The sequence below is a fragment of the Ruegeria sp. B1 genome, assembly GCF_056535885.1.
This window is the reverse complement of sequence record NZ_JBQFJA010000001.1, coordinates 3,229,234-3,250,078: the sequence shown is the minus strand read 5'-3', so window position 1 is coordinate 3,250,078 and position 20,845 is coordinate 3,229,234. Positions and strand designations below refer to the sequence as shown.

Below are 20,845 nucleotides of genomic sequence, written 5' to 3'. Positions count from 1 at the left end.
CGCCAGGTATAGGCTTATGGGTCGGCATCTAAGCATTGATCTTGAGTTCCTCATAGCTACCCGGACTGATGTATTTTCTTGCCGTCGCAAGATTTGCATCTTCCAAAACCGTCGTGGTGAGCGCGGCACTGAACCGGGGATGGTCCTGCAGCGCCTCCGAGATAAAGCTCGGCAGCACTTTGCCCCAGGCGATCCGAAGGAGTGTCACGTCATACGCCCATGAGGTGGGGTCAGATTGCGCGGCCTGGCTCAGGGGGGGCATGTCAACCAGGACAAAGTCATACTTTTGCCGAAGCTCCTTGGCCAATTGCGTCAGATCGCCGAGGCCGGGTGTCCGCGTGTCTGGGTCGCTGAAACTGGCGGCTACGCTTTCCAGACTGACGGTATCAACACCGGCGGACGGTGTCTGAGGCGACCTGTCGGATGCGTGGTCCGCGTGAATCACTAAAACCTTGCGGCTGCCATGCCCAGACAGTCTTTGGGCCAACTCCATCGGTAGATCCTGCGGCTTTGCGAGGCCCGGCAATAGGGGTGCGATGCCGATCAAGACACCCGAAGAGTTTTGCCGGTTGGCCTCGCAGGCCTGAGCCAGCCGTTCCAGCGTGCGCGCCTTTGTGTTTGCCGCAGCCTTGTCGCGTGCGCTGTCCTTGCCCGGTAGCAGGCCCGCGCAGTTCAAACCGACCTCGTGGCGAAGCGCCGCGGCGGTCCGGACGGGTTTCGGAACCAGTTCACGTGCGGCCCCGATCAACGCTCCCAACAGACCGCCCAGCAGCAGACCTGCAAAAATCATGGCTTTCTTTTGTGGGCTCGACGGGTCTCTGGGAACCTCGGCCGGCGAGATGATCTTGATGGAGGCAATGGGGAAATTCTGTTGCTGCATCGTCACTTCAAGGCGGGCAAGATAGTCGCGGTAGACCTGCGCATAGGTTTCCGAAATGGCCTCAAGCTGCTGCAACCGTCCGCGCAACGCCACGTTCAGGTCCGACGTGTCGGTGGTCGCCGCCAGATCGGACCGCAGGGACTGCTCGCGGCCACGCGCCATGTTGTAGACGACGCGGGCCGCTTCGGTCGCTTGCTCCAGATCAACGATCAGGGCGTCGGTCAGAACCTGAATACGGTCCTGCAACTGCTGCGCCTGGGGATGTTCCGCGCCGAACTGCTCGACAATCCGGCGATAGTTTTGACGTGCACTCAGGTAATTGCGCCGCAGGTCTTCGCTGCCGCCGGCGACAAGGCCGTCGACAAATGGAACGGCGATGATCTGTTCATCGTTTCTGACGCGCGCAACGAGCGATTCCAGACTGTCCAGATGCGCTTCTGCTTCGGCTGCAGATGCTGCTGCCGTGACCAGTTCGCTGGCCAGTTCGGATTGCTGTTGTTCGGTCAGCAAATCGCCGCGTACCTGAACCAGATCGTTCTCGGTGCGGAATTCCTGCAGGGCCGAGGCCGCCTGGATGCTCTTTTCCTCTAGCACCTCAAGACGGTCGCGCAGCCAGGCTTCGGCCTTGGCGGCAACCTCGTTTGTCGTGACGAGCTGAAAGTTCTCATAGGCAGATCCATAGCCGCGCGCGATCAGTGCGGCGCGCGTCGGGTCGAAATCCGAAAACCCGATTTCGATCACAAGGCTCCGGCCGGACCGCGACACCGACAGCCGGTCACGCAGGATGCGCACGGCCCGGTCCCTGTCCGTGACCTCCAGATCAAACTCCGGGATCGTGGTTTCAGCACCGCCTTGGGTGCCCATACCCGAGGACAGCGCGTCTGCTCGGGGGGCAGGGGGCGCAGGCGTCAAAAGCCGTGCCAGCGGGCGCGTCACAGAAGAGATCAGGCGGCTCACATGTTCAGTGGCCCCGAGCGGCGGCGACAGGAAATCCGTATCCTGTTCCAGCCCCAGCATGTCCACGACCTGGTAAGCCAGAGCACGGGACTTGATGATCTCGATCTCGCTTTGAACCGCCGTGTCCGATCGCACGGCGTTGGGGAGAGGCGACACCTCGTTCAGCAACTCGGCGCGTTCCTCATCCAACAGTACCGTCTCGACGGCTGTATAGCGGGGCACAGACCCCAGAATCATCACCACCGACAGGGCGACGCCCAGAGTGGCAGATGCCATGGTCAAAGGAACCTGACGCCGAACGGCCCGTATCATTGCGCCGGTATCGATCCGGGGTTCGTCCCGGTATCCCGCAAGCAGATGTGCGTTGTCTTTTGTCCAGCTGATGCGCCTTTCCTTGACGGGCTCGTTCATGGCAAGACCTCCGAAGCGTCAGTGGCGAACTGCACCTTTGGCAAGCGTGCGCCCCCGCGTTTGCCATGCATCGATGTTTTGCAGAAACTATGATCGGCCCAGGTTTTCATTCGATTGCCCCCACTGTTCTGGCCAGCGACGGATGCCGCATCTGCCGCATGGGCATCGACAAGCGGGTTGCGTGCCGCACACTGCGGTGATGATCGAACAGGCGTAAGAGGACGTAGGCGACTAGAAATGAGCCGACTGTATGGGGTGTCACAAAATCAACCTCGGCAACGGAGCGCACAAGAAACAGTGCTGCCAGACCGGAAAAGAACATGATCGAACCGACACTGCCGCGCGCCAGAGCGGCGCTGAGCGGCATGATGACCAGCAGCAGGCACAGACCGATGATCATCGCCAGCCCGACCAGACCGGTTCCGACATAGGTTTCGATCAGAAGATTGTGAAAGTGAAAGCCGGTGCGTGCGGTGATGTAGAACTCGGCCCAGAGTTGTTCCGCCGCCGGACGCCCATGAACCCAAAAGGCGTTGTATCCCAGACCCAGAATGGGCTGTTCGGCCCCGACCTCAAACGCCTGGCTCCACAAATAGGTGCGGCCTGTCAGGCTGGCGTCCCTGCCGAAGGCTGCCAGCACGGCGTCGAAAGCCCCCAGGTGATGTGATGCCAAAACCAAAGCGCCCAGCGCGGTGACGGCGAGGAAAACGGTGGTGCGCCGCAACTTGGGCGCCAGCAGCAGAACAAATCCGATGAACAGGATTACGGCAAAAGCGGCAAGCGCCGACAGCAGGGATGTGGCGGAATCCGACATCCACAGAATCACCGCGCCGATTGCGGCGGTAATCGCGGCCAGCGGGATCAAGCTGCGCTTGGTTCTGAAAATCCAGACAAGCGAGACCGAGAAAATGATCGCAAGCGTGGCAAAGTAGCCAAGCTGGTTCTTCGATGAAAATGCGCCGTTGAAGGCAAAATCTCCGTCGATGTAGTCATACGAGTAGCCGCCATTGGCCGCCGAATAGAGCAAAACGATCAGCCCCCCGACCGTACCACCCAGCGCAAGGTTGGCGACCGAGGTAATGCGCGCGGCCACCAACCCCGCAAAAACCGTGATGCCATACTGAATCGAAGCCCGCAGTGTAACGGCCGGGGAATCGCTCCAAATGGTGGACAGTGCAAAGAAAAATGGGACGAGTAACAGAAGGATTACCGGCCAGGGGCGCGCCAGCAGGATGCGGGGGGCCAGTGTGAACGGCAGCAGCCATAGACCATAAAAGATAAGGACCGAAAGCGGCCCAAAACTCGGGGAATAGGCAAAAACAAACATCGATATCGCAATGGCAGGCACCGCATAAGGCGTGTTCCGTTCCGGATCGATGAGTGAGGCCAGCGCAATGCTCATGGAACTGTGGCCTTTGGCGTGGTTTTGCACGTCTCGACGACGGTGCCCACCCAAGTTCCGGTGACCTTGGTTCGATGGCAAGGATCAGTCGGGAAACGACGCGCGCCGGACCCCGGGCCACATGTCCCACTGGTGCCGGGCCGTGCGGCACCGGGCGTGCATTTCAGTCTTCTCATGACGGAGCATCAACCCCGCTGCGACACAGCACGGACTGTTGGAACGCGCAGCCTTCTCCCAATTTCGTGTAGGCGGCCCAGTCGACCTCAAGAACCTGAGGCGCTGAACTTGCATCGAACATCCCCATCCAGTCGACGAGCGTTTCGGTCGACCACAGGCTGAGATACATCTTTTGCGGCTCATCCGGCAAATCGCCACCGCGAATGTCGCGGATCAGTTTCCCGTCAATGTACCAGCGTATCCGGTCCGGCTCCCAGATAAAGGCGTAGTCGTGAAACTTGCCGTCATCCGGCATCGGCAGCAGGTCGGTATTGTCGCTTTTGCCGCGAAAATGGAAGTTTGTCTGCAGTGTCGGTCCATCACGGGCAATGAACTCAAAGTCGATTTCGTTGTGCGGCCGATCCTGGGGCGCGCCGATGAAGGTAAACATGTTCGCGTTCATGCCGCGCGCATAGGGCACTTTCATACGGGCCTCGAAAGTTCCGTATCCCAGCCGGTCATGGGTCTGTACCTCGCCGCAACTGAACGCGCGGTCCTGTTTGGCGTGATCTGTCAAGGACAGCTCTAGCAGCCCGTCCCGAACCCCGACACGGTTGCTGTGCCACAGACAGCTTTGATGATCGCCATTTGCCCACCCGCTGGAGACAAACCACCGGCTTGTTTCGAGAGTATCAAACGGGTCAAAAAACGATTTGCCGCCCTGCGGCATGGCATCCGACGGTTCGGCAGTCCACGCGATCCATGCGGTTGCAGAAACACAGGCCAATACGCGAAACGTGATCATGCCTGCCACTCCTTTTTCAGATGAGCGATTCGTCCGGACACAAGGCTAGGTGCTTGCGAGAAAACTCACCAATGACATCCAGCTTACACGCGATGTTCCGCCGACCTGGCTCGCGTTATAGGAGAAACCGCGCTCATCAGATGCATGACGTCTGGTGGCGTTCACAGGTTTTTCAGAGGCGCACACCAATTTTGGAAGGTTGGTTCCGACCTGATGCCTCAGTGCGCTTAGGGCGTGATGAACGAGATGCGCTTACCAAAAGGCACCTTTCGGCGCCCACCCACACCTTGCAACACCTATTCCAGTGCGTCGCCAGCTACGTCCAGCTGCAGCTTACCCATTCCGGGCGCGACATCCTGAACCGCGTTTGCCTAGAATTTAGGCGGCATCATGCAAACTCTGGCATGACTTCATTGATAAACAGGTTCATCGACCGTTTTTGCACGTCCAGATCGAGGCCCATCGAGGCGTAGTAGATGAAGGCATCCACACTCAATGCCTTGTACGCTTTCAGCTTTTGGATAACCTGTTCGGGCGATCCAAGCATCAGGTTTTCCTCCAGCATGTCCGGATCGACCCGCACGTTGCCGTCCAACTCTTCCAGCGGAACACGCTCAGGAAAGCCGTTCAAGACATCGCCCTTTTTCATCATCAGGTTGCCGAACTGGCCCAACACATTGCGCACGGCCCCGACGGACGCTGCACGGTCATCCTCGTTGTCATAGACCGCCGTATGACGCATCAGCGCAAAGGTCCCGGTCCAGCCACCGGCTTTTGCGATACTTTCATCCAGTTGCGCCTTATATTTCTCGGCCTCTGCCATCGGCATCGTCAGCGGCCAGCACATCACGTTACAGTCGTTGGCAACCGCGTAGTCAAAGGTGATGGGCGAGCGGGCGGCGACCCACATCGGCACTGTCTCCTGCACCGGTTTGGGGCAGGCGGTCGCCTTGGGAAACTGCCACTTGTCACCGTTGTGTTCCACGTCACCTTTCCAGAGGTCGCGCACCAGCGGCAGCATTTCCTGCATGAACTTGTAGCTGTCTTTCTGATCCAGCCCGGGATGCATGCGGTCAAACTCGCGTTGATATGCGCCGGACCCAAGGCCCAGTTCCAACCGCCCGTCCGACAGCAAATCAACCATCGCCGCCTCACCGGCCAGGTTGATCGGATGCCAGTAGGCGGCATTGGCCACACCGCATCCAAGCCGGATGTTTTCGGTGTGATCAGCCCACCAGGTCATGATCTGAAACGGGTTCGGCGCGATGGTCATTTCCAGCGCGTGATGCTCGGCGGCCCAGGCGATTTCGAACCCGGCCTGATCTGCCATTTTCACCATATCAATCGTATGATCGCGCACGGCCTTCATGCAGGTCGATGGGTCCATGCGTTCAAGATTGATGGCCAAGTGAAATTTCATACTGTCACCTTGCTTCTAACCGTATGGCTTGAACGGGTTTGCGATCGGGTCATCGGGCAGGGTCATCTGGCTCTATGAGAGCGCGTGTAGCCAACCGCTTGCATCCCGACCCGCATTTGACGGATTTCAACGGTCAACTCGGCACCTCATGCGTTGCAATAGGACGATACTGACCCGCCAGGTAGGTGAGCGGCATCTCAAAGCCCAGCGTGACATCCGTCACCCGGCCAAAGCAGATCAGGTGGCTGCCTTCCTGCGTTGTCTGGGTCACGGTGCAGGTCAAAGCCGTCGCACAAGGCAACACGGGCACTGCACCGCAGATGTCGATTCCGTCAAACCGGCTCTCAACCGCCGCGTCATGTTTTCCCGCGAAGCGGTCCGCAATGTCAGAGGCTCCCGCCGGCAAAACATTCACACAAAATACACCATTTTGGGCAACAAAATGCGCGATCCGCGATGCGGCATGCAAACAGACAAGAACACTCGGCGGATCGGCTGACACCGAACAGAACGCTGACACTGTCGCGCCGTATCGGCCAGCCCGCCCGTCGGTGGTGACGACGCTGACGCTGCTGGCGACATTGCGCATCGCTGCGATGAAACTCTCCCGTTCAACATGCATCATGGCCTACTGTCCTCCCTGAAACAGACCGTAGCAACGAAGAATGCAGCGGGATATCAAATAATATTGGACATTAAGTTCGGAAAATCCGAATTAAGAACAATGAACCTTCAGGAGCTACGGACATTTTTGGCCATTGTGGAAGCCGGAAGCCTTGTGCGGGCCTCGGATGCTCTGAACGTCACGCAATCCACGGTCACCGCGCGGTTGAAATCGTTGGAAGATGAATTGGGCCAAACCCTTTTGGTGCGCAACAAATCCGGTGCCACGCTGACGGCGGCTGGCGTCAAACTGCATCGATATGCCGATACAATCGTGAACCTGTGGCAGCAGGCCCGCCAGGAAACGGCATTGCCAGACGGCCTGTCGGGGATCTGCAATCTGGCCTGCGAGTTTGATCTGTGGCCGAACCTGGCTGAGCGCTTTGCCGAATGCCTTATGGATCAATACCCGGATGTCAGCTTGTCGATCTGGCTAGGCCGTCAGTCGGATGTCACAAACTGGCTGAACGAGGGCAAGTCTGATCTGGCTTTCACATATCGCTCGGCCCATTCGCAGAAACAGGATCAAATCGTTTTACCGCCGGACGAATTGGTTTTGGTATCAGATGACCCGGCCAGCCCGATCCGGTTCAACCCATCTTATGTCTATGTCGATGCAGGCGAGGTTTTTGGCCGCGATCACGCCATCGCCTATGCCGATGCCGGTACCGCACGCCTCAGTTTCGGAAATGCACCTGTGGCACTGCAACACATCCTGCGGGCGGTGGGCAGCGCGTATCTGCCCCTGCGGCTTGTGGAGGAGGAGTTGTCACGCAACAAACTCTATCGTTTGCACGCGGCTCCGAGCTTTAGCAGGGCCGTGTTCCTGACCTTCGACAATAGGTGGAAAGACGGGGCGGATTGGTTTTACGGGATCGTCGACGCGTACACTCAGGCGTCCCAAAGCTAGAACCGGTGACCGCTCATCGCTGGAGGGCAATTGGTTCCTACGCCTGTGCCGGGCCATATCCGTCTTGACGGTTGGCGGGGCGCTGTGGTCGCTTGTGGTGTGGCCGCGCGGGTCGCGGTAACAAACGGGCAAAGACATGGCCGGTCAGTCAACCAACGAAGCGGTGTTCCTGAGTGGCAGCCTGATGCGCCATGTCACGCGCATGTCGCTGACCACCAGCATCGGTCTGATGGCGATCTTTGCCGTTGATTTTGTCGACATGGTTTTCATCTCCATGCTGGGCAACGATGCGTTGGCCGCTGCGGTCGGGTACGCGGGGACGCTGTTGTTTTTTACCAACGCGATCAATATCGGTCTGTCGATTGCCGCAGGGGCGCTTGTGGCGCGCGAACTGGGCGCGGGCAGGCCGGATCAGGCGCGGCACTTTGCCTCCAGCGTGGCGGTTCTGGGTTTGATCGTCGGGTTGATCACGCCCGCTCTGGTGATGCTGAATCTGAGCTCTTTGTTGTCTCTGCTCGGCGCTGAGGGCGAGGTTTTGCGCCTGGCCACCCGGTATGTCTCGATCATCTTGCCAACCATGTGGGTGATGTCGATTGCGATGGTGGCCATGGCCGTTTTGCGTGCCCATGGCGACGCGCGCAGGTCGATGCTGGCGACAATCTATGGCGGCGTGGTGAACGCGGTCCTTGATCCGATTCTGATCTTTGGCGTTGGCCTGGGTCTGGACGGTGCAGCCCTGGCGTCGGTTCTGGCGCGGCTGTGCATTCTGGGTGCGGCGCTTTGGCCTACATTGCATGTTCATCGAGGTTTTGCCCGCCCATCGCTGAGACAAGTTGCATACGATCTGCGCCCGGTGCGCGCCATTGCGATCCCGGCGGTTCTGACGAATGTGGCTACCCCCATCGGCAACGCTATCGTGGTGCGCGAGATTGCTGAATATGGAACAGATGCCGTCGCCGGAATGGCCGTGATCGGCCGCTTGCTGCCGGTTGCGTTTTCGGTGATTTTCGCGCTTTCGGGGGCAATCGGGCCCATCATCGGTCAGAATTTCGGGGCCGAAAAATTTGATCGGGTTCGAGACGCCTTTTTCGCCGGGATCAAATTCACTGCGATTTATGTCCTGGGGATGGCCGCGATCCTGTTTCTGTTGCGTGCGCCCATTGCAGACTTGTTCGCAGCCCAGGGAGAGACCCGCATTCTGATCTATCTGTTCTGCGGCCCGCTGGCTCTGGCGGCGTTTTTCAACGGCGTCATTTTTGTTGCAAATGCCAGCTTCAACAACCTCGGGTATCCGGTGTATTCCACCTGGATCAACTGGGGGCGCCACACTATTGGAACCTGGGTGTTTGCGTCCATCGGGTCTTATCTGGCAGGTGCCTCGGGCGTGCTGCTGGGGCAGGCCTTTGGCGGTGTCATTTTTGCGGTGATCAGCTGCGTTATGGTCGAGCGCGTCGTCTCGCGCCTGAAACAATCCCAGGCTATCGAGCCTTTCGCGGATCAGAACCGGCTGCATTCCCTGTTTGGTCGCCGCGGGTGGTGATCGGGGATCGACCTCGTCGATTACTTGTTTTGAACCGATCAAGTCTTCACTCGGCGAGATTACGTCCCGGCTCCAACCCGGCGGCTAGACGGCGTCAGTGAGACCACACCCGTTTGCAACACTGAAATTTCGGCAAGTGAATCGGCGCCGGTCTCGGCAGGTTGGGTGTATCCTCATTTGTCAATTTTTGAATTCGTTGTAAGCTGAACCTGTGATTGCAAAAATTCGCACTGGCCGTCGCGGCGCGGAGTGCTAAAAATCATTTGGACGTATGAGGATTTGCAATGTCCCAAAGTCTATTGAAATACACACGCGTCCTGGAAATTGTCGGCGATACGATCAAGGTTCGGGTGCCGGCCGAGCGCTCGGGCGAAACTGCGGTGCGCTTCAATGATCTTGCCGTGATCGAGACGGTGGATGGCCGCAAAACGCTGGCGCAGGTAATCTTCATCGACCGGGACGTGGTGACGCTTGAGGTGTTTTCCGGCACCAAGGGTATCTCGACCGAGGCGACCGCGACATTTCTCGGACACCCGATGCAGACGCCGTATTCGGCCAACATTCTCGGGCGCGTGTTTGACGGCGCCGGTCAGACAATCGACGGCGGGCCGGATCTGTCTTCCGAGCCCCGGATCGAGATTGGCGGACCTACGGTGAACCCTGCCGAACGGGCGGTGCCCAACAAGATGATCCGCACCGATGTGCCAATGATCGACGTGTTCAACACGCTGGTTGAAAGCCAGAAAATCCCCATCTTTTCCGTCTCGGGCGAGCCGTTCAACGCGTTCCTGAGTCGAATTGGCATTCAGGCAGATGCAGACATCGTGGTCTTTGGCGGGCTCGGGCTGATCTTTGACGACTATCACACGTTCCGCACATCCTTTGAGGATGCGGGCGTGTTCTCGCGGACGGTCATGTTCGTCAATCAGGCGATGGACCCCTTGGTCGAACGCCTTCTGGTGCCGGACATGGCGCTGGCGGTGGCCGAGAAATTTGCGGTGGAAGAGGGCAAGCGCGTGCTGGTGCTGCTGACCGACATGACCGCCTATGCCGATGCAATGAAAGAGGTCGGCATAAGTCAGGAGCGCGTACCCTCGCAACGCGGTTACATGGGGGACCTTTATTCGCAGCTTGCGCGCCGCTATGAGAAGGCGTGTGACTATGCCAAGGGCGGCTCGGTCACGGTTCTGACAGTGACGACGATGCCCGGCAACGATGTGACCCATCCCGTACCGGACAACACAGGATACATCACCGAAGGGCAGTTCTACTTGCATAGCGGAGTGATTGATCCGTTTGGCAGCTTGTCGCGCCTGAAACAGAACGTCATTGGTAAAACCACGCGCGAAGACCACGGGCAGATCATGAACACGATGATCCGGTTTTATTCGGAAAGCCGGGACGCAGCGCAAAAACAGGCGATGGCGTTCGATCTGTCCGACTATGATCATCAGTTGCTGAAGTTCGGGGGCCTGTTTCGAACCCGGTTTATGGACATCAACGTTTCGATCCCGCTGGAGGCGGCCTTGGATCTGGGTTGGAAAACGCTGGCGGAGTGTTTTGCGCCCGAGCAGTTGCTGATGAAACAGACCCTGATCGACAAATACTTCCCAAAGGACGCCGATGGCCAGGTTGCAGCTGAATAAATCGTCGCTTGCCCGCGAACAGACCCAGCTGAAAAGCTATGAGCGGTTTCTGCCATCTCTGGATCTCAAGCGTCAGCAACTGATGGCGGAACGGGCGAAAGCCCGCACGGAGGTGCTGCGCCTGCAAGACGAGGTACAGGAGTTGGCCCGCCAAGTGGGTGAAAAGCTGCCGATGCTGGCACAGCACAAGGTCGGTCTGGATGGATTGGTCACGCTCAAGGACTATCAGATCAAACAGATCAATGTCGTGGGCGTGAAAATGCCGGCGCTGGATCGGATAGAGGTCGTGGTGCGCCCGTATTCGGTGCTCGCCAAACCGCATTGGGTCGATACAACGGCGCGGCTGTTGCACGATATGATCGAGGCGCGGTTGCGGGTCAAAGTGGCCGAGGAGCGGGTCAGGATCTTTGACAAAGCCGTCGCGACCATCACCCAGCGCGTCAATCTGTTTGAAAAGGTTCTGATCCCGCGTGCCAAAGCCAACATCAAAAAAATTCGCATCTACCTGAGCGACGAACAGATGCAGGCAGTCGTGCGGTCGAAAATCTCCAAACGCAAGCATGCGCGTGAGGCATTGGCATGACAGTCGCCAGGCTTAAAAAACTGTCGCTGGTTGGTCCGGCTGCGCAAAAGACCAAAACGCTCGAGGCGTTGCAGGATCTGGGATGTATGCATGTGCTGCCGCTGGTTCCGCCGCCGAGTGAGCCCGAGAAAATCAGCGAACGGGGGGCCAGAGACGCCTACAAGGCCCTACGGTTTCTGGCCGAAACCCCCGATCCGCGCCGTCAGATCCAGCGCGATCCCAATTTCGACATGGATAAGTTCGTGAAAGACATCCGCGACCTGATGCAGCGCAGCCGGGACATGATGGACCGGCGGGACTTTCTGGCGCATCGCATCGCGCAGGTCCGACCGTGGGGGGATCTGGACTTCCCTCCGACGGATGTATTGGCTGGCAACCGGTTGTGGTTTTACAGACTGCCACTCAAGCATCGCGATGCTCTGTCCGGGCTCGAGTTACCCTGGGCTGTTCTCGAAGAGGATCACAGGTATCTCTACGCCGTTCTTATTTCCCCTGAAGAACCGGATGACGACATTCTGCCCATCTCCCGGACGCATACGGGATCGTTGCCGATACACGAGCTTGAGGCGCAGTTGGAAGAGGCCAAGATTGCGCTGGAGGCGTTGGATGCCGAACGGGTGGCACAGACGCGGTATCTGACCTTGATGCGCCGCAACCTTTCGGTGGCAGAAAGCGCTGCTGAACTGGCCCATGCGCGGCAAAAGGTGCGCGATGACGAGGCAGTGTTTGCGTTGCAGGGTTGGGTGCCCCAGGACCGTGTGGATGCGGTTCTGGGCATGGCGGGCGACAAAGGTGCGGCGGTCCTGATCGAGGACCCCACGCCGGATGACACACCGCCCACATTGCTGGAACAGCCCGAAAATCGCAGTGCTGCGGTGGATCTGGCGCTGTTTTATCAGGTGCCCGGCTATCGGGACTGGGATCCCAGCGTCATTGTATCGGTGTCCTTTGCGATTTTCTTTGCAATGATCGTTGCAGATGCAGGGTACGGCGCGGTGATCCTGCTGGGATTGCTGGCGTTTTGGAAGCGGCTGGACGCGACGGCTGCCCAACGCTCTTGGCGACGGTTTGGAGTTATGATTTCCGGTGCAACGATCCTGTATGGCGTTCTGGTTGGAAGCTATTTTGGCGTGTCGCCGCCGGATGGATCGGTATTGGCTCGATTCAAGGTGCTGGACCTGAACAATTTCAACGCAATGATGATGATGTCCATCGTGGTGGGTGTTTTGCATCTGGTGCTTGCCAACGCGCTGGCAGCGCGCGCCGCCTGGGGTCAGCGCAAGGCCATCGCCAACCTGGGCTGGATCGCGGCCTTGATCGGCGGGTTTATTCTGTGGCTGAGCTACATGAATGCGACCTCCATGGCGCCGGGTGCCGCAATGATGGGTGCCGGTGTACTGGCGATTGTGCTGTTTTCCAGCGAACGCATGATTAAGACGCCGATGGATTGGGTCTGGCGGCTGGTCGGCGGCTTGCAAAGCCTGGCAGGTGCCATGGGCGCATTCGGCGATGTCCTCAGCTATATGCGCCTGTTTGCGCTAGGTCTCGCCTCGGCGTCGCTGGCGATCACGTTCAACGATCTGGCAGGATCGGTGATGCAGGCGCTCAAGGGGCCGGGTATCCTGTTTGGGTTGCTGATCCTGATCGTTGGGCACGTTCTGAACTTTGCCCTCGCGATGATGAGCGGCGTCGTCCACGGGTTGCGTCTGAATTACATCGAATTCTTTAAATGGGGTCTGCCGGACGAAGGCATTGTCTTTCGCCCGTTCGCCCGCAAGGAGGTTCAGGAATGAATGAGCTTGTACTCACTTTGGGCTGGCTGGGCATCTATGCACCCATGGCGCTGGGCGCCGCCGCCAGTGCGGTTGGATGCGCCATAGCCGGACAGGCCAGCATCGGTGCCATGACCGAAACCGACGGCGGCTATGGGCGGTTTGTCGGCGTGTCGGCCTTTCCTTCGACGATGGTGATCTATGGCATTGTCATCATGTTCACGTTGAACCGGGATGTCACACCGGACAACGCGGGTGGATTGTTCGGGATCGGTATCCTGTCGGGTATTGCGCTGATGTATTGCGGCATATGGCAGGGCCGGGCCTGTGCCGCAGCAATCAACGCGACCAAGGAAAAGCCTGAGATCTTTGGCCTTGCGCTTGCGCCCGCCGCGATTATCGAAGGCTTCGGTGTCTTTGCCTTTGTATTTGCCCTGGTTATCAGCGCGGGGATCAGTTGATGGCGCAGGATCGTACAATCTCCCACGGTGTCGATGCCCTGATCGACAAGCTGCGCAACGATGGGGTCGCGGCGGGTCAGGCTGAGGCTGAAAAGCTACGCGACGACGCCAAGGCCGAGGCGGCGCGCATCCTCGCGGATGCCCGGCACCAAGCCGACGACTATCTTAAAAAGGCGCGCACCGAAGCCGACAATTACCGTGCGGCCGGAGAAGAGGCGTTGAACACCGCGATGCGCGATGCGGTTCTCACGATGAAGGCGGGTTTGACCGACCGGTTTCGCGGGGATGTGGAACGTCTGGTCACCAAGGATATGGCCGATCCTGAACTGCTGAAACAGATGATCCTTGAGGTTGTTGGCCGTGCCGCCGCGGGTGCCAATCTCGAGGGCAGGGTGCAGGTTATCCTGCCGGCAAAGGTGGCCACCCAGGAAGACATCAAACAGAACGCGGACGATATCCAGTCCGGGAAACTGACGAAATACGTATTGGGTCTGACCGCCAAGATGCTGCGCGAGAATGTCGAACTGCACGCGTCGGACGACACGCAGACAGGAATTCGCGTACGGGCCGAAGATCAGGGCGTCGTTCTGGACCTGACCGATAAGGCTGTGGCCTCGTTGCTGATGCAGCATCTGCAGCCGCGCTTTCGTGCGGTTTTGGAAGGGGTGATCCGCTGAGATGTCGGACCCCAATGCCTATATTGCACTGATCTGCAGCCTACCCGGGTCCGAACGGTTGTTTGTTGCCAAGCAGCCCCCGCTGTCCCGCCTTAGGTTGGATCGCCGCCTCAAGGCTTTGACGCCCGGGGACTCGCAGGTTCTGAGCGTGTTGGAGAACGCCCTGAGCTGGAGCGCCTATGACATGGATGTCACCGACGCACAGGCCATCCGGCGCTGCAAACAGGCCTTGCGCGATATCCCGCAACCCACCCTGAAAAAGCTGTTCATGGAACGGATGGAGCTGCGGTCGGTGATGGCCGCCATGCGTCTGCGCAACCGGAGAGAGGGACCGCCGAGCGGGTCGTTCGGCGTAGGTCGATGGAACCGCTATATCCCGGCCCATTGGTCCGATCCGGGCTTTGGACTTGAGCGCGCGATGCCCTGGGTGAAAGAGGCGCATCAATTGCTGGACAACGATGACCCGTTGGGTCTCGAACGTCTCATTCTGTCGGTTAGCCACAAACAGCTAAAGCGGCATGCAGCCCGCCACATGTTCGATTTCGAGGCGGTCGCCATCTACGTCCTGATCTGGAACATTTTCGACCGCTGGGCGCAAAGCAACGCGCAGGACGCTGCGCAAAGATTTGAAAAACTGGCCCTGCAGGCGATGGCCGATGTCGCCGATATTGATTTTGCCGGAGCAAGCGCATGACCGCCCCAACCACATCGTCATCCACCGCCACAGCGCGGGTCGTTTCCGTTCAGGAAGGGCTTGTGCAGATACAGGCTGACAAGGATGCATCCGGCCAGCCCGGGCAACTGGTCAAGAACGAGGTCGTCTTCATTTTGCCGACGCGCCCGGGCCCAGGCGGCCGGCAAGAGCGTCTGAAAGCCGAAGTTCTTCGGGTTCGCGGCGATACAGCCGATGTGCAGGTCTACGAAAGCACCGACGGCATCGCGGTGGGTGATCCGGTCGAACAATCGGGACAGTTGTTGTCCGTGGAACTGGGGCCGGGTTTGCTGGGACAGGTTTTCGACGGTCTGCAGTCACCTTTGCCGAAGGTTGCTGCAGAATTCGGGACCTTTCTGCCCCGCGGTGCCGATGTTGCACCGCTCGACGATCAGGCCAAGTGGTCGTTTTCCCCGTCGGTCAAGGTCGGAGACACAGTGACCGCAGGCGACAGTCTCGGAACCGTGCCTGAGGGACATTTCACCCACAAGATCATGCTGCCGTTCAATTGGGCAGGCGACTACAAGGTGGTCTGGGTTCAGAAAGGTGCGGCCACGATCCACGACATCGTGGCCCGCCTTGAAGACGAACAGGGGGGTGAACACACCCTGACCCTGTCACAGAAATGGCCCGTTCGTCGGCCATTGCCCGAAAGCATCCTCAAACGGGCCCTGTCCGAGCGTCTGTATCCGACCGAGCCGGTTCTGACATCGCAACGGCTGATCGACACATTCTTTCCCATCGCGCGTGGCGGCACGGCCTGTATCCCCGGTCCGTTTGGCGCGGGTAAGACTGTCCTGCAGAACCTGATCGCGCGAAACGCCAAAGTGGACATCGTGATCGTCGTGGCCTGTGGTGAGCGGGCAGGGGAAGTCGTCGAAACGATTTCCGAGTTTCCGAAGATGACCGACCCGACCACCGGGGGCAGCCTGATGGACCGGACGATTATCATCTGCAACACCTCGTCCATGCCGGTTGCGGCCCGCGAGGCCTCAATCTTCACAGGCATAACGCTGGGCGAGTATTACCGCCAGATGGGGTTTGACGTGCTGCTGATCGCCGACAGCACCAGCCGCTGGGTGCAGGCGATGCGCGAAACCTCTGGAAAGCTGGAGGAAATTCCAGGGGAGGAGGGCTTTCCGGCTTATCTGGAAAGCTCGGTCAAAGGTCTTTACGAACGCGCCGGAGCTTTGATGACCAACGATGGTGATCCGGGTAGCCTGACGCTGATTGGCACGGTCTCACCCGCTGGTGGAAATTTTGACGAACCGGTCACGCAATCGACGCTGTCGACGGTGAAGTGCTTTCTCGGGCTGTCTTCCGAACGCGCCTACAAGCGGTTTTATCCTGCCGTCGATCCGATGCTCAGCTGGTCGCGCTATCTGGATCAGCTGTCAGACTGGTACGACAAAAATGCGGAACCAGGCTGGACAAGCAAAGTTCGCGATCTGCTCGCTCTGATCGAAAAAGGCGAACAGGTGGACCAGATGATGCAGGTGACTGGCGAGGAAGGCGTCACAATCGAGGATTTTGTGACCCAGCAGAAGGCGCTGTTTGTTGACATGGTCTATCTACAGCAGGACGCGTTCGACAAGGTGGATGCGACGGTGCCGTTGGAGCGGCAGAAGATGGTATTCAAACTGGTATACGGCGTGTCTCAGTCTACGGCCGACTTCTCGGACAAGGCCGAGGTGCGACAGGTGTTTACTCAATTGACCGGATTGATGAAGAACTTCCACTACGCGCCTGAAAACACACCGGAATACAAGGCAACCTGGCAACAGATCGAGGATCTTTGTCGTAAGACATTCAGCCTGTGACCCCGCATGACACACCGATCCGCCCTACGCGCTTTTTTTGCATGCCGTTTCGCGTACGGGCTTGACCCCAATCGAGATGGTGTTTTTCCGTGGCGATTGCTGCATCGCATCGACCGTGCCGAGTCCATGTCCAACAGAGGCGCGGCCTTCTTACATGTTGTCTTGGTGTTCGATGGGTAAACCTTCGTAGGCTTCTATCTGCCATTTGCCTTGATACTCTTTGACCAACCCCTCTTGTGGCAAGTCCATCGCACCGATAGCGGCGACCTGCCCCAAGCACCGGCTTAGATGGCCGCGCAACACTTCCAAGGCGTCGAAGTAGGCTTGTCGCGTGTCCGGTGGCCTGTAGAACTCGCCAAATCGCGGATGCTGCGGCGCATCATCGGATCGGTTCAAGAGTTCTTCGTAGGTCAAGAACTGACGAATTCCCAACGCCATAGCTTCAACAAGAAGGTACAGTGAGCCGTCCCTTAAGTTCGAAAGTTCCACCTGTTTATCCACGAGTATCGAGCGTATCTCCCGCAGGGATGTCAACGCGTTGTCGATACAATTGTCGCAGCATTCCCATGCAGATAGAACGCGACGATCTGCCAGCCGAATAACCAGTTCACGGGCTAACTGTTGCTCTATGTCGGTCGGATCAACCGCAATGCTTACGAATGGCAATTTGATAGTTACGTTGCCTACGTGCTTCGTATACCTGCGACGTGCGCCCGCCAACAGGTCCGACATATCGAAGCGAAAGGGTATGTTGCCGGTTCTCATAACGTATTCCTACCGTGATCACTGTCGAAGTGCATCAGTTGATCGGATATGGAGAAGTATTTAATCACGCTTTCATGGGCGGTTGCGCGTGTCTTCGGGGCCGTTTGTATGTCTTCGCTTTCCAGTTTAATACTTGGGCGGAGAAGGTGGTGATACGCTAAGTGTATAATTTTATTTTAAAAAGATGGGTTGATGGTAGCCCGTAGGGGAATCGAACCCCTCTTTCCAGGTTGAAAACCTGGCGTCCTAACCGATAGACGAACGGGCCACGCTGGCTTGTGGAGGGCCTTTTACGGTTTCACCTGCACCCCCGCAAGCCGAAAAATGCAGCGGTGTTAAAGTTTTTTGGTGGCAATCAAGCCGGGTTGAAACACAGCCTAACTCGCCTCTGCCGCGTCTTCCAGGCGCAATTGCACGCTTTGGCGACCGCCCCACGAATTGACCTCGAGACGCCCGGCGAAATGAAACCGCGCGCCGCCGTGATTGGACAGACGCTCACCCATTGGACCGTCGAATGCGCCAAAGGCAATGGCCTCGAGACTGCCGTTCATTCCGTCTGACAGCGACAGTTTCAGATGTGTCTCGCCCACGCGCTTTGCGAACCGAACCTGAAGGTCCGGAAAAGCATAGCGCGGGGCAGGGGCGCTGGCCCCGAACGGACCGACCTGTTCGATTTGCTCGATCAGGCCCACGGTCGCCGCGCCGGGCATCAAGGTGCCGTCCAGCTCCAGATCTGCCGGACCGCCGCGTCCCGCGCCCTGTTTGGCCAACAGGTCGCTCAGACGCGCCATTGCAGGTTCCAACTGATCGCGCATAACGGTGAGGCCCGCCGCCATTTTATGACCGCCGCCCTTGACTAGCAGCCCTTCGGACACCAGCCGTTGCACCGAAGCCCCCAAATCCACACCGGACACCGACCGGCCCGAGCCTTTCCCCTCGTCCCCGTCAAAGCCGATGACGATCGCAGGGCGGTTTGCGCTCTCCTTGAGGCGCGAGGCCACGATGCCGACCACCCCCGGATGCCAGCCGTCGCCGGCAGCCCAGACCAGAGGGGCGTCCAGTCCACGCTCTTCGGCCTGCTGCAATGCCGCCGCACGCACGGTGTTTTCGATGTCGCGCCGCTCTGCATTCAACGCGTCTAGCCGTTGGGACAACGCGGCGGCCTCGCTCGGAGAACTGGTGCTCAGCAGACGGGCGCCCAAATCAGCCTGACCGATCCGCCCGCCCGCATTCACCCGCGGACCCAGCACAAACCCCAGGTGATAGCTGGTGGGCGCAGAATCCAGCCGGGAGACGTCTGACAGAGCCACCAGGCCCGGGCGCTTTCGGGCCGCCATAACCTTGAGGCCCTGCCGCACCAGCGCCCGGTTGACGCCGATCAGCGGCGCGACGTCAGCAATCGTGGCCAACGCGACAAGATCCAACAGCGACATCAGATCGGGGCCTTTGGCGCCCGCTTCGCGCAACTGCCGCCCGGCCTCGACCAGTATCAGAAAAACCACAGCAGCTGCGCAGAGGTGACCCAGTTCGCCGCTTTCATCCTGCCGGTTCGGATTCACCACCGCCACGCAATCCGGTAGGGTTTCCCCACCGAGATGGTGATCCAGAACAATCACATCCGCAGCACTGGCGGCAGAGATCGGATCGTGACTCAGGGTACCACAATCCACGCACAGGATCAGATCATGGGTTTGCGCGAGGTCACGCATGGCCGGCACATTCGGCCCATACCCCTCATCGATGCGGTCGGGCACATAGAGCGTCGCCTCAAGACCCATTTGGCGCAGCCAGACGATCAGCAACGCGGCCGAGCTGCCGCCGTCCACATCGTAATCCGCAAAAACGGCGATGCGTTGTTTTTGCCGCACTGCGGTCAGAAACCGCGCAGCGGCAGTTTCCATGTCTTTCAGCGTACGTGGGTCGGGCAACAGCTCTTTCAGCTTGGGGTTCAGAAAGCTCAGAGCTTCTGCGGGCGATACGCCGCGTCGGGCCAGAACCTGACACACGGCTGGGGGCAGGTCGACCTGTTGAGCCAGCATCGCTGCCGCTCGTTCAACCTCGGGTGCGGGTCCAACCCATTGCCTGCCCGTAAGGGACTGCTCGACACCCAAAAAGCTCAACCTGTTCCCCTTTACGATCAAGGCCGGACCCCATTGGACCCGGCCTCTTCATCTTTTCACAAATACTCTCGCCGAAGGCCGCGGCGCAAGCCGCTATGCGGCATCATGGGGCCACATCGGGGTCCGATAGGACATGCGGCGTACAGACCCGGTTTTGGACCGCATCAGCAACGTTGTGGTCTCAACCCATCCGGGTTCTCGTTTGATACGCGGCAGCAGCGAGCCGCCGGTGACGCCGGTGGCGGCAAAGATCACATCCGCTGTCACCATCTCGTCCCGGGCATAGATACGGTCCAGATCAGTGATACCCGCCTTGGCGGCGCGGCCGCGTTCATCGTCGTTGCGGAACGTCAGGCGCCCAAAAATCTGACCCCCCATACACTTCAGTGCGGCGGCGGCCAGCACGCCCTCGGGCGCGCCACCCAGGCCCATATACATGTCGATGCCGGTGACCTCGCTTTCGGCGCAGTGCATCACGCCTGCCACGTCCCCATCGGTGATCAGGCGGATGGCCGCGCCGGTGTCGCGGACCTCGGCAATCATTGCCTCGTGACGCGGGCGCTCCAGGATGCACACTGTGATATCTGTCGGGGCGCAGTTTCTGGCTTTGGCCAACGCCTCGACCCGTTCACGCGGGCTCATGTCCAGGGTGACGACGCCCTCGGCATAGCCCGGGCCAATTGCCAGCTTGTCCATGTACACGTCGGGTGCATGCAGCATCGAGCCGCGCGGGCCCATTGCAATCACTGTAAGCGCATTTGGCATGTCCTTGGCGGTCAACGTGGTGCCCTCAAGCGGGTCCAGCGCGATGTCCACGCCGGGGCCGCTTCCGGTGCCAACCTCTTCCCCGATATACAGCATCGGCGCTTCGTCCCGCTCGCCTTCACCGATCACAACAACGCCTGCAATATCCAGCATGTTCAACTGTTCGCGCATCGCGTTCACCGCCGCCTGATCAGCGGCTTTTTCGTCTCCGCGCCCAACCAGCGACGCCGAGGCAAGTGCAGCCTGTTCCGCGACCCGGGCGAGGCCAAGCGAGAGCAAACGGTCGTTAAAATCGATCTTGGCGGCTGTCATGCGATGTAATCCTTTGGTCAGTAAAGACGGTGTGTCTGGCATAGCCTGCACGCGCCGCAGGCTGCAAG

17 protein-coding genes and 1 tRNA gene are annotated in these 20,845 nt (G+C 59.1%); 9 read left to right on the top strand and 9 right to left on the bottom strand.

Annotated elements, in window-relative coordinates; translation table 11 throughout:
• Nucleotides 1-28 precede the first annotated feature (28 nt).
• The 5 genes from ACR3ES_RS16075 to ACR3ES_RS16055 form a co-directional block, all read right to left on the bottom strand.
• Nucleotides 29-2,248, bottom strand: coding sequence for a GumC family protein (locus ACR3ES_RS16075; RefSeq protein WP_480423869.1), 2,220 nt, complete (start codon nt 2,246-2,248; stop codon nt 29-31).
• 106 nt (nt 2,249-2,354) lie between these two features.
• Nucleotides 2,355-3,650 (bottom strand): O-antigen ligase family protein, encoded by a 1,296-nt coding sequence (locus ACR3ES_RS16070; protein ID WP_170435495.1) that lies wholly within the window; start codon nt 3,648-3,650, stop codon nt 2,355-2,357.
• Nucleotides 3,651-3,822: 172 nt separating this feature from the next.
• Nucleotides 3,823-4,611 (bottom strand): family 16 glycosylhydrolase, encoded by a 789-nt coding sequence (locus ACR3ES_RS16065; protein WP_170435497.1) that lies wholly within the window; start codon nt 4,609-4,611, stop codon nt 3,823-3,825.
• A gap of 388 nt (nt 4,612-4,999) precedes the next feature.
• Complete coding sequence (locus ACR3ES_RS16060; RefSeq protein ID WP_170435499.1) at nt 5,000-6,031, bottom strand: LLM class flavin-dependent oxidoreductase; 1,032 nt, start codon at nt 6,029-6,031, stop codon at nt 5,000-5,002.
• Between the two features lie 133 nt (nt 6,032-6,164).
• Entirely contained in the window at nt 6,165-6,656 is a 492-nt protein-coding gene (locus ACR3ES_RS16055) for a flavin reductase family protein (RefSeq protein WP_480423867.1), read from the bottom strand.
• Nucleotides 6,657-6,755: 99 nt separating this feature from the next.
• Between ACR3ES_RS16055 and ACR3ES_RS16050 the strand changes: the two genes are divergently transcribed.
• From ACR3ES_RS16050 to ACR3ES_RS16010, 9 genes are all read left to right on the top strand, one after another.
• A complete protein-coding gene (locus ACR3ES_RS16050) occupies nt 6,756-7,604 on the top strand; it encodes a LysR family transcriptional regulator (RefSeq protein WP_480458667.1) in 849 nt (282 codons plus the stop codon).
• A gap of 136 nt (nt 7,605-7,740) precedes the next feature.
• Entirely contained in the window at nt 7,741-9,144 is a 1,404-nt protein-coding gene (locus ACR3ES_RS16045; protein WP_480423863.1) for an MATE family efflux transporter, read from the top strand.
• Between the two features lie 284 nt (nt 9,145-9,428).
• Nucleotides 9,429-10,790, top strand: a complete 1,362-nt coding sequence (locus ACR3ES_RS16040) for a V-type ATP synthase subunit B (protein WP_170435503.1) — start codon at nt 9,429-9,431, stop codon at nt 10,788-10,790.
• Nucleotides 10,768-11,373, top strand: coding sequence for a V-type ATP synthase subunit D (locus ACR3ES_RS16035; RefSeq protein ID WP_170435505.1), 606 nt, complete (start codon nt 10,768-10,770; stop codon nt 11,371-11,373). The genes ACR3ES_RS16040 and ACR3ES_RS16035 overlap by 23 nt, the downstream gene beginning before the upstream one ends.
• Nucleotides 11,370-13,166, top strand: a complete 1,797-nt coding sequence (locus ACR3ES_RS16030; protein WP_170435506.1) for a V-type ATP synthase subunit I domain-containing protein — start codon at nt 11,370-11,372, stop codon at nt 13,164-13,166. The genes ACR3ES_RS16035 and ACR3ES_RS16030 overlap by 4 nt, the downstream gene beginning before the upstream one ends.
• Nucleotides 13,163-13,606, top strand: a complete 444-nt coding sequence (locus ACR3ES_RS16025) for an ATP synthase subunit C (protein ID WP_170435508.1) — start codon at nt 13,163-13,165, stop codon at nt 13,604-13,606. The genes ACR3ES_RS16030 and ACR3ES_RS16025 overlap by 4 nt, the downstream gene beginning before the upstream one ends.
• Nucleotides 13,606-14,283: a hypothetical protein gene (locus ACR3ES_RS16020; protein ID WP_170435511.1), complete on the top strand. Its 678-nt coding sequence runs from the start codon at nt 13,606-13,608 to the stop codon at nt 14,281-14,283. The genes ACR3ES_RS16025 and ACR3ES_RS16020 overlap by 1 nt, the downstream gene beginning before the upstream one ends.
• Before the next feature lies 1 nt (nt 14,284).
• Nucleotides 14,285-14,977, top strand: a complete 693-nt coding sequence (locus tag ACR3ES_RS16015) for a hypothetical protein (protein ID WP_170435513.1) — start codon at nt 14,285-14,287, stop codon at nt 14,975-14,977.
• Entirely contained in the window at nt 14,974-16,815 is a 1,842-nt protein-coding gene (locus ACR3ES_RS16010; RefSeq protein WP_170435515.1) for a V-type ATP synthase subunit A, read from the top strand. The genes ACR3ES_RS16015 and ACR3ES_RS16010 overlap by 4 nt, the downstream gene beginning before the upstream one ends.
• A 150-nt stretch (nt 16,816-16,965) precedes the next feature.
• On the opposite strand, the gene ACR3ES_RS16005 is transcribed toward ACR3ES_RS16010, so the two are convergent.
• From ACR3ES_RS16005 to glpX, 4 genes are all read right to left on the bottom strand, one after another.
• A complete protein-coding gene (locus tag ACR3ES_RS16005; RefSeq protein WP_170435516.1) occupies nt 16,966-17,580 on the bottom strand; it encodes a hypothetical protein in 615 nt (204 codons plus the stop codon).
• 193 nt (nt 17,581-17,773) lie between these two features.
• Nucleotides 17,774-17,848 (bottom strand) — tRNA-Glu (locus ACR3ES_RS16000).
• Between the two features lie 109 nt (nt 17,849-17,957).
• Nucleotides 17,958-19,700, bottom strand: a complete 1,743-nt coding sequence (recJ, locus tag ACR3ES_RS15995) for a single-stranded-DNA-specific exonuclease RecJ (protein WP_170435517.1) — start codon at nt 19,698-19,700, stop codon at nt 17,958-17,960.
• A 93-nt stretch (nt 19,701-19,793) separates the two neighbouring features.
• Nucleotides 19,794-20,777, bottom strand: coding sequence for a class II fructose-bisphosphatase (glpX, locus tag ACR3ES_RS15990; protein WP_170435519.1), 984 nt, complete (start codon nt 20,775-20,777; stop codon nt 19,794-19,796).
• Nucleotides 20,778-20,845: the final 68 nt, after the last annotated feature.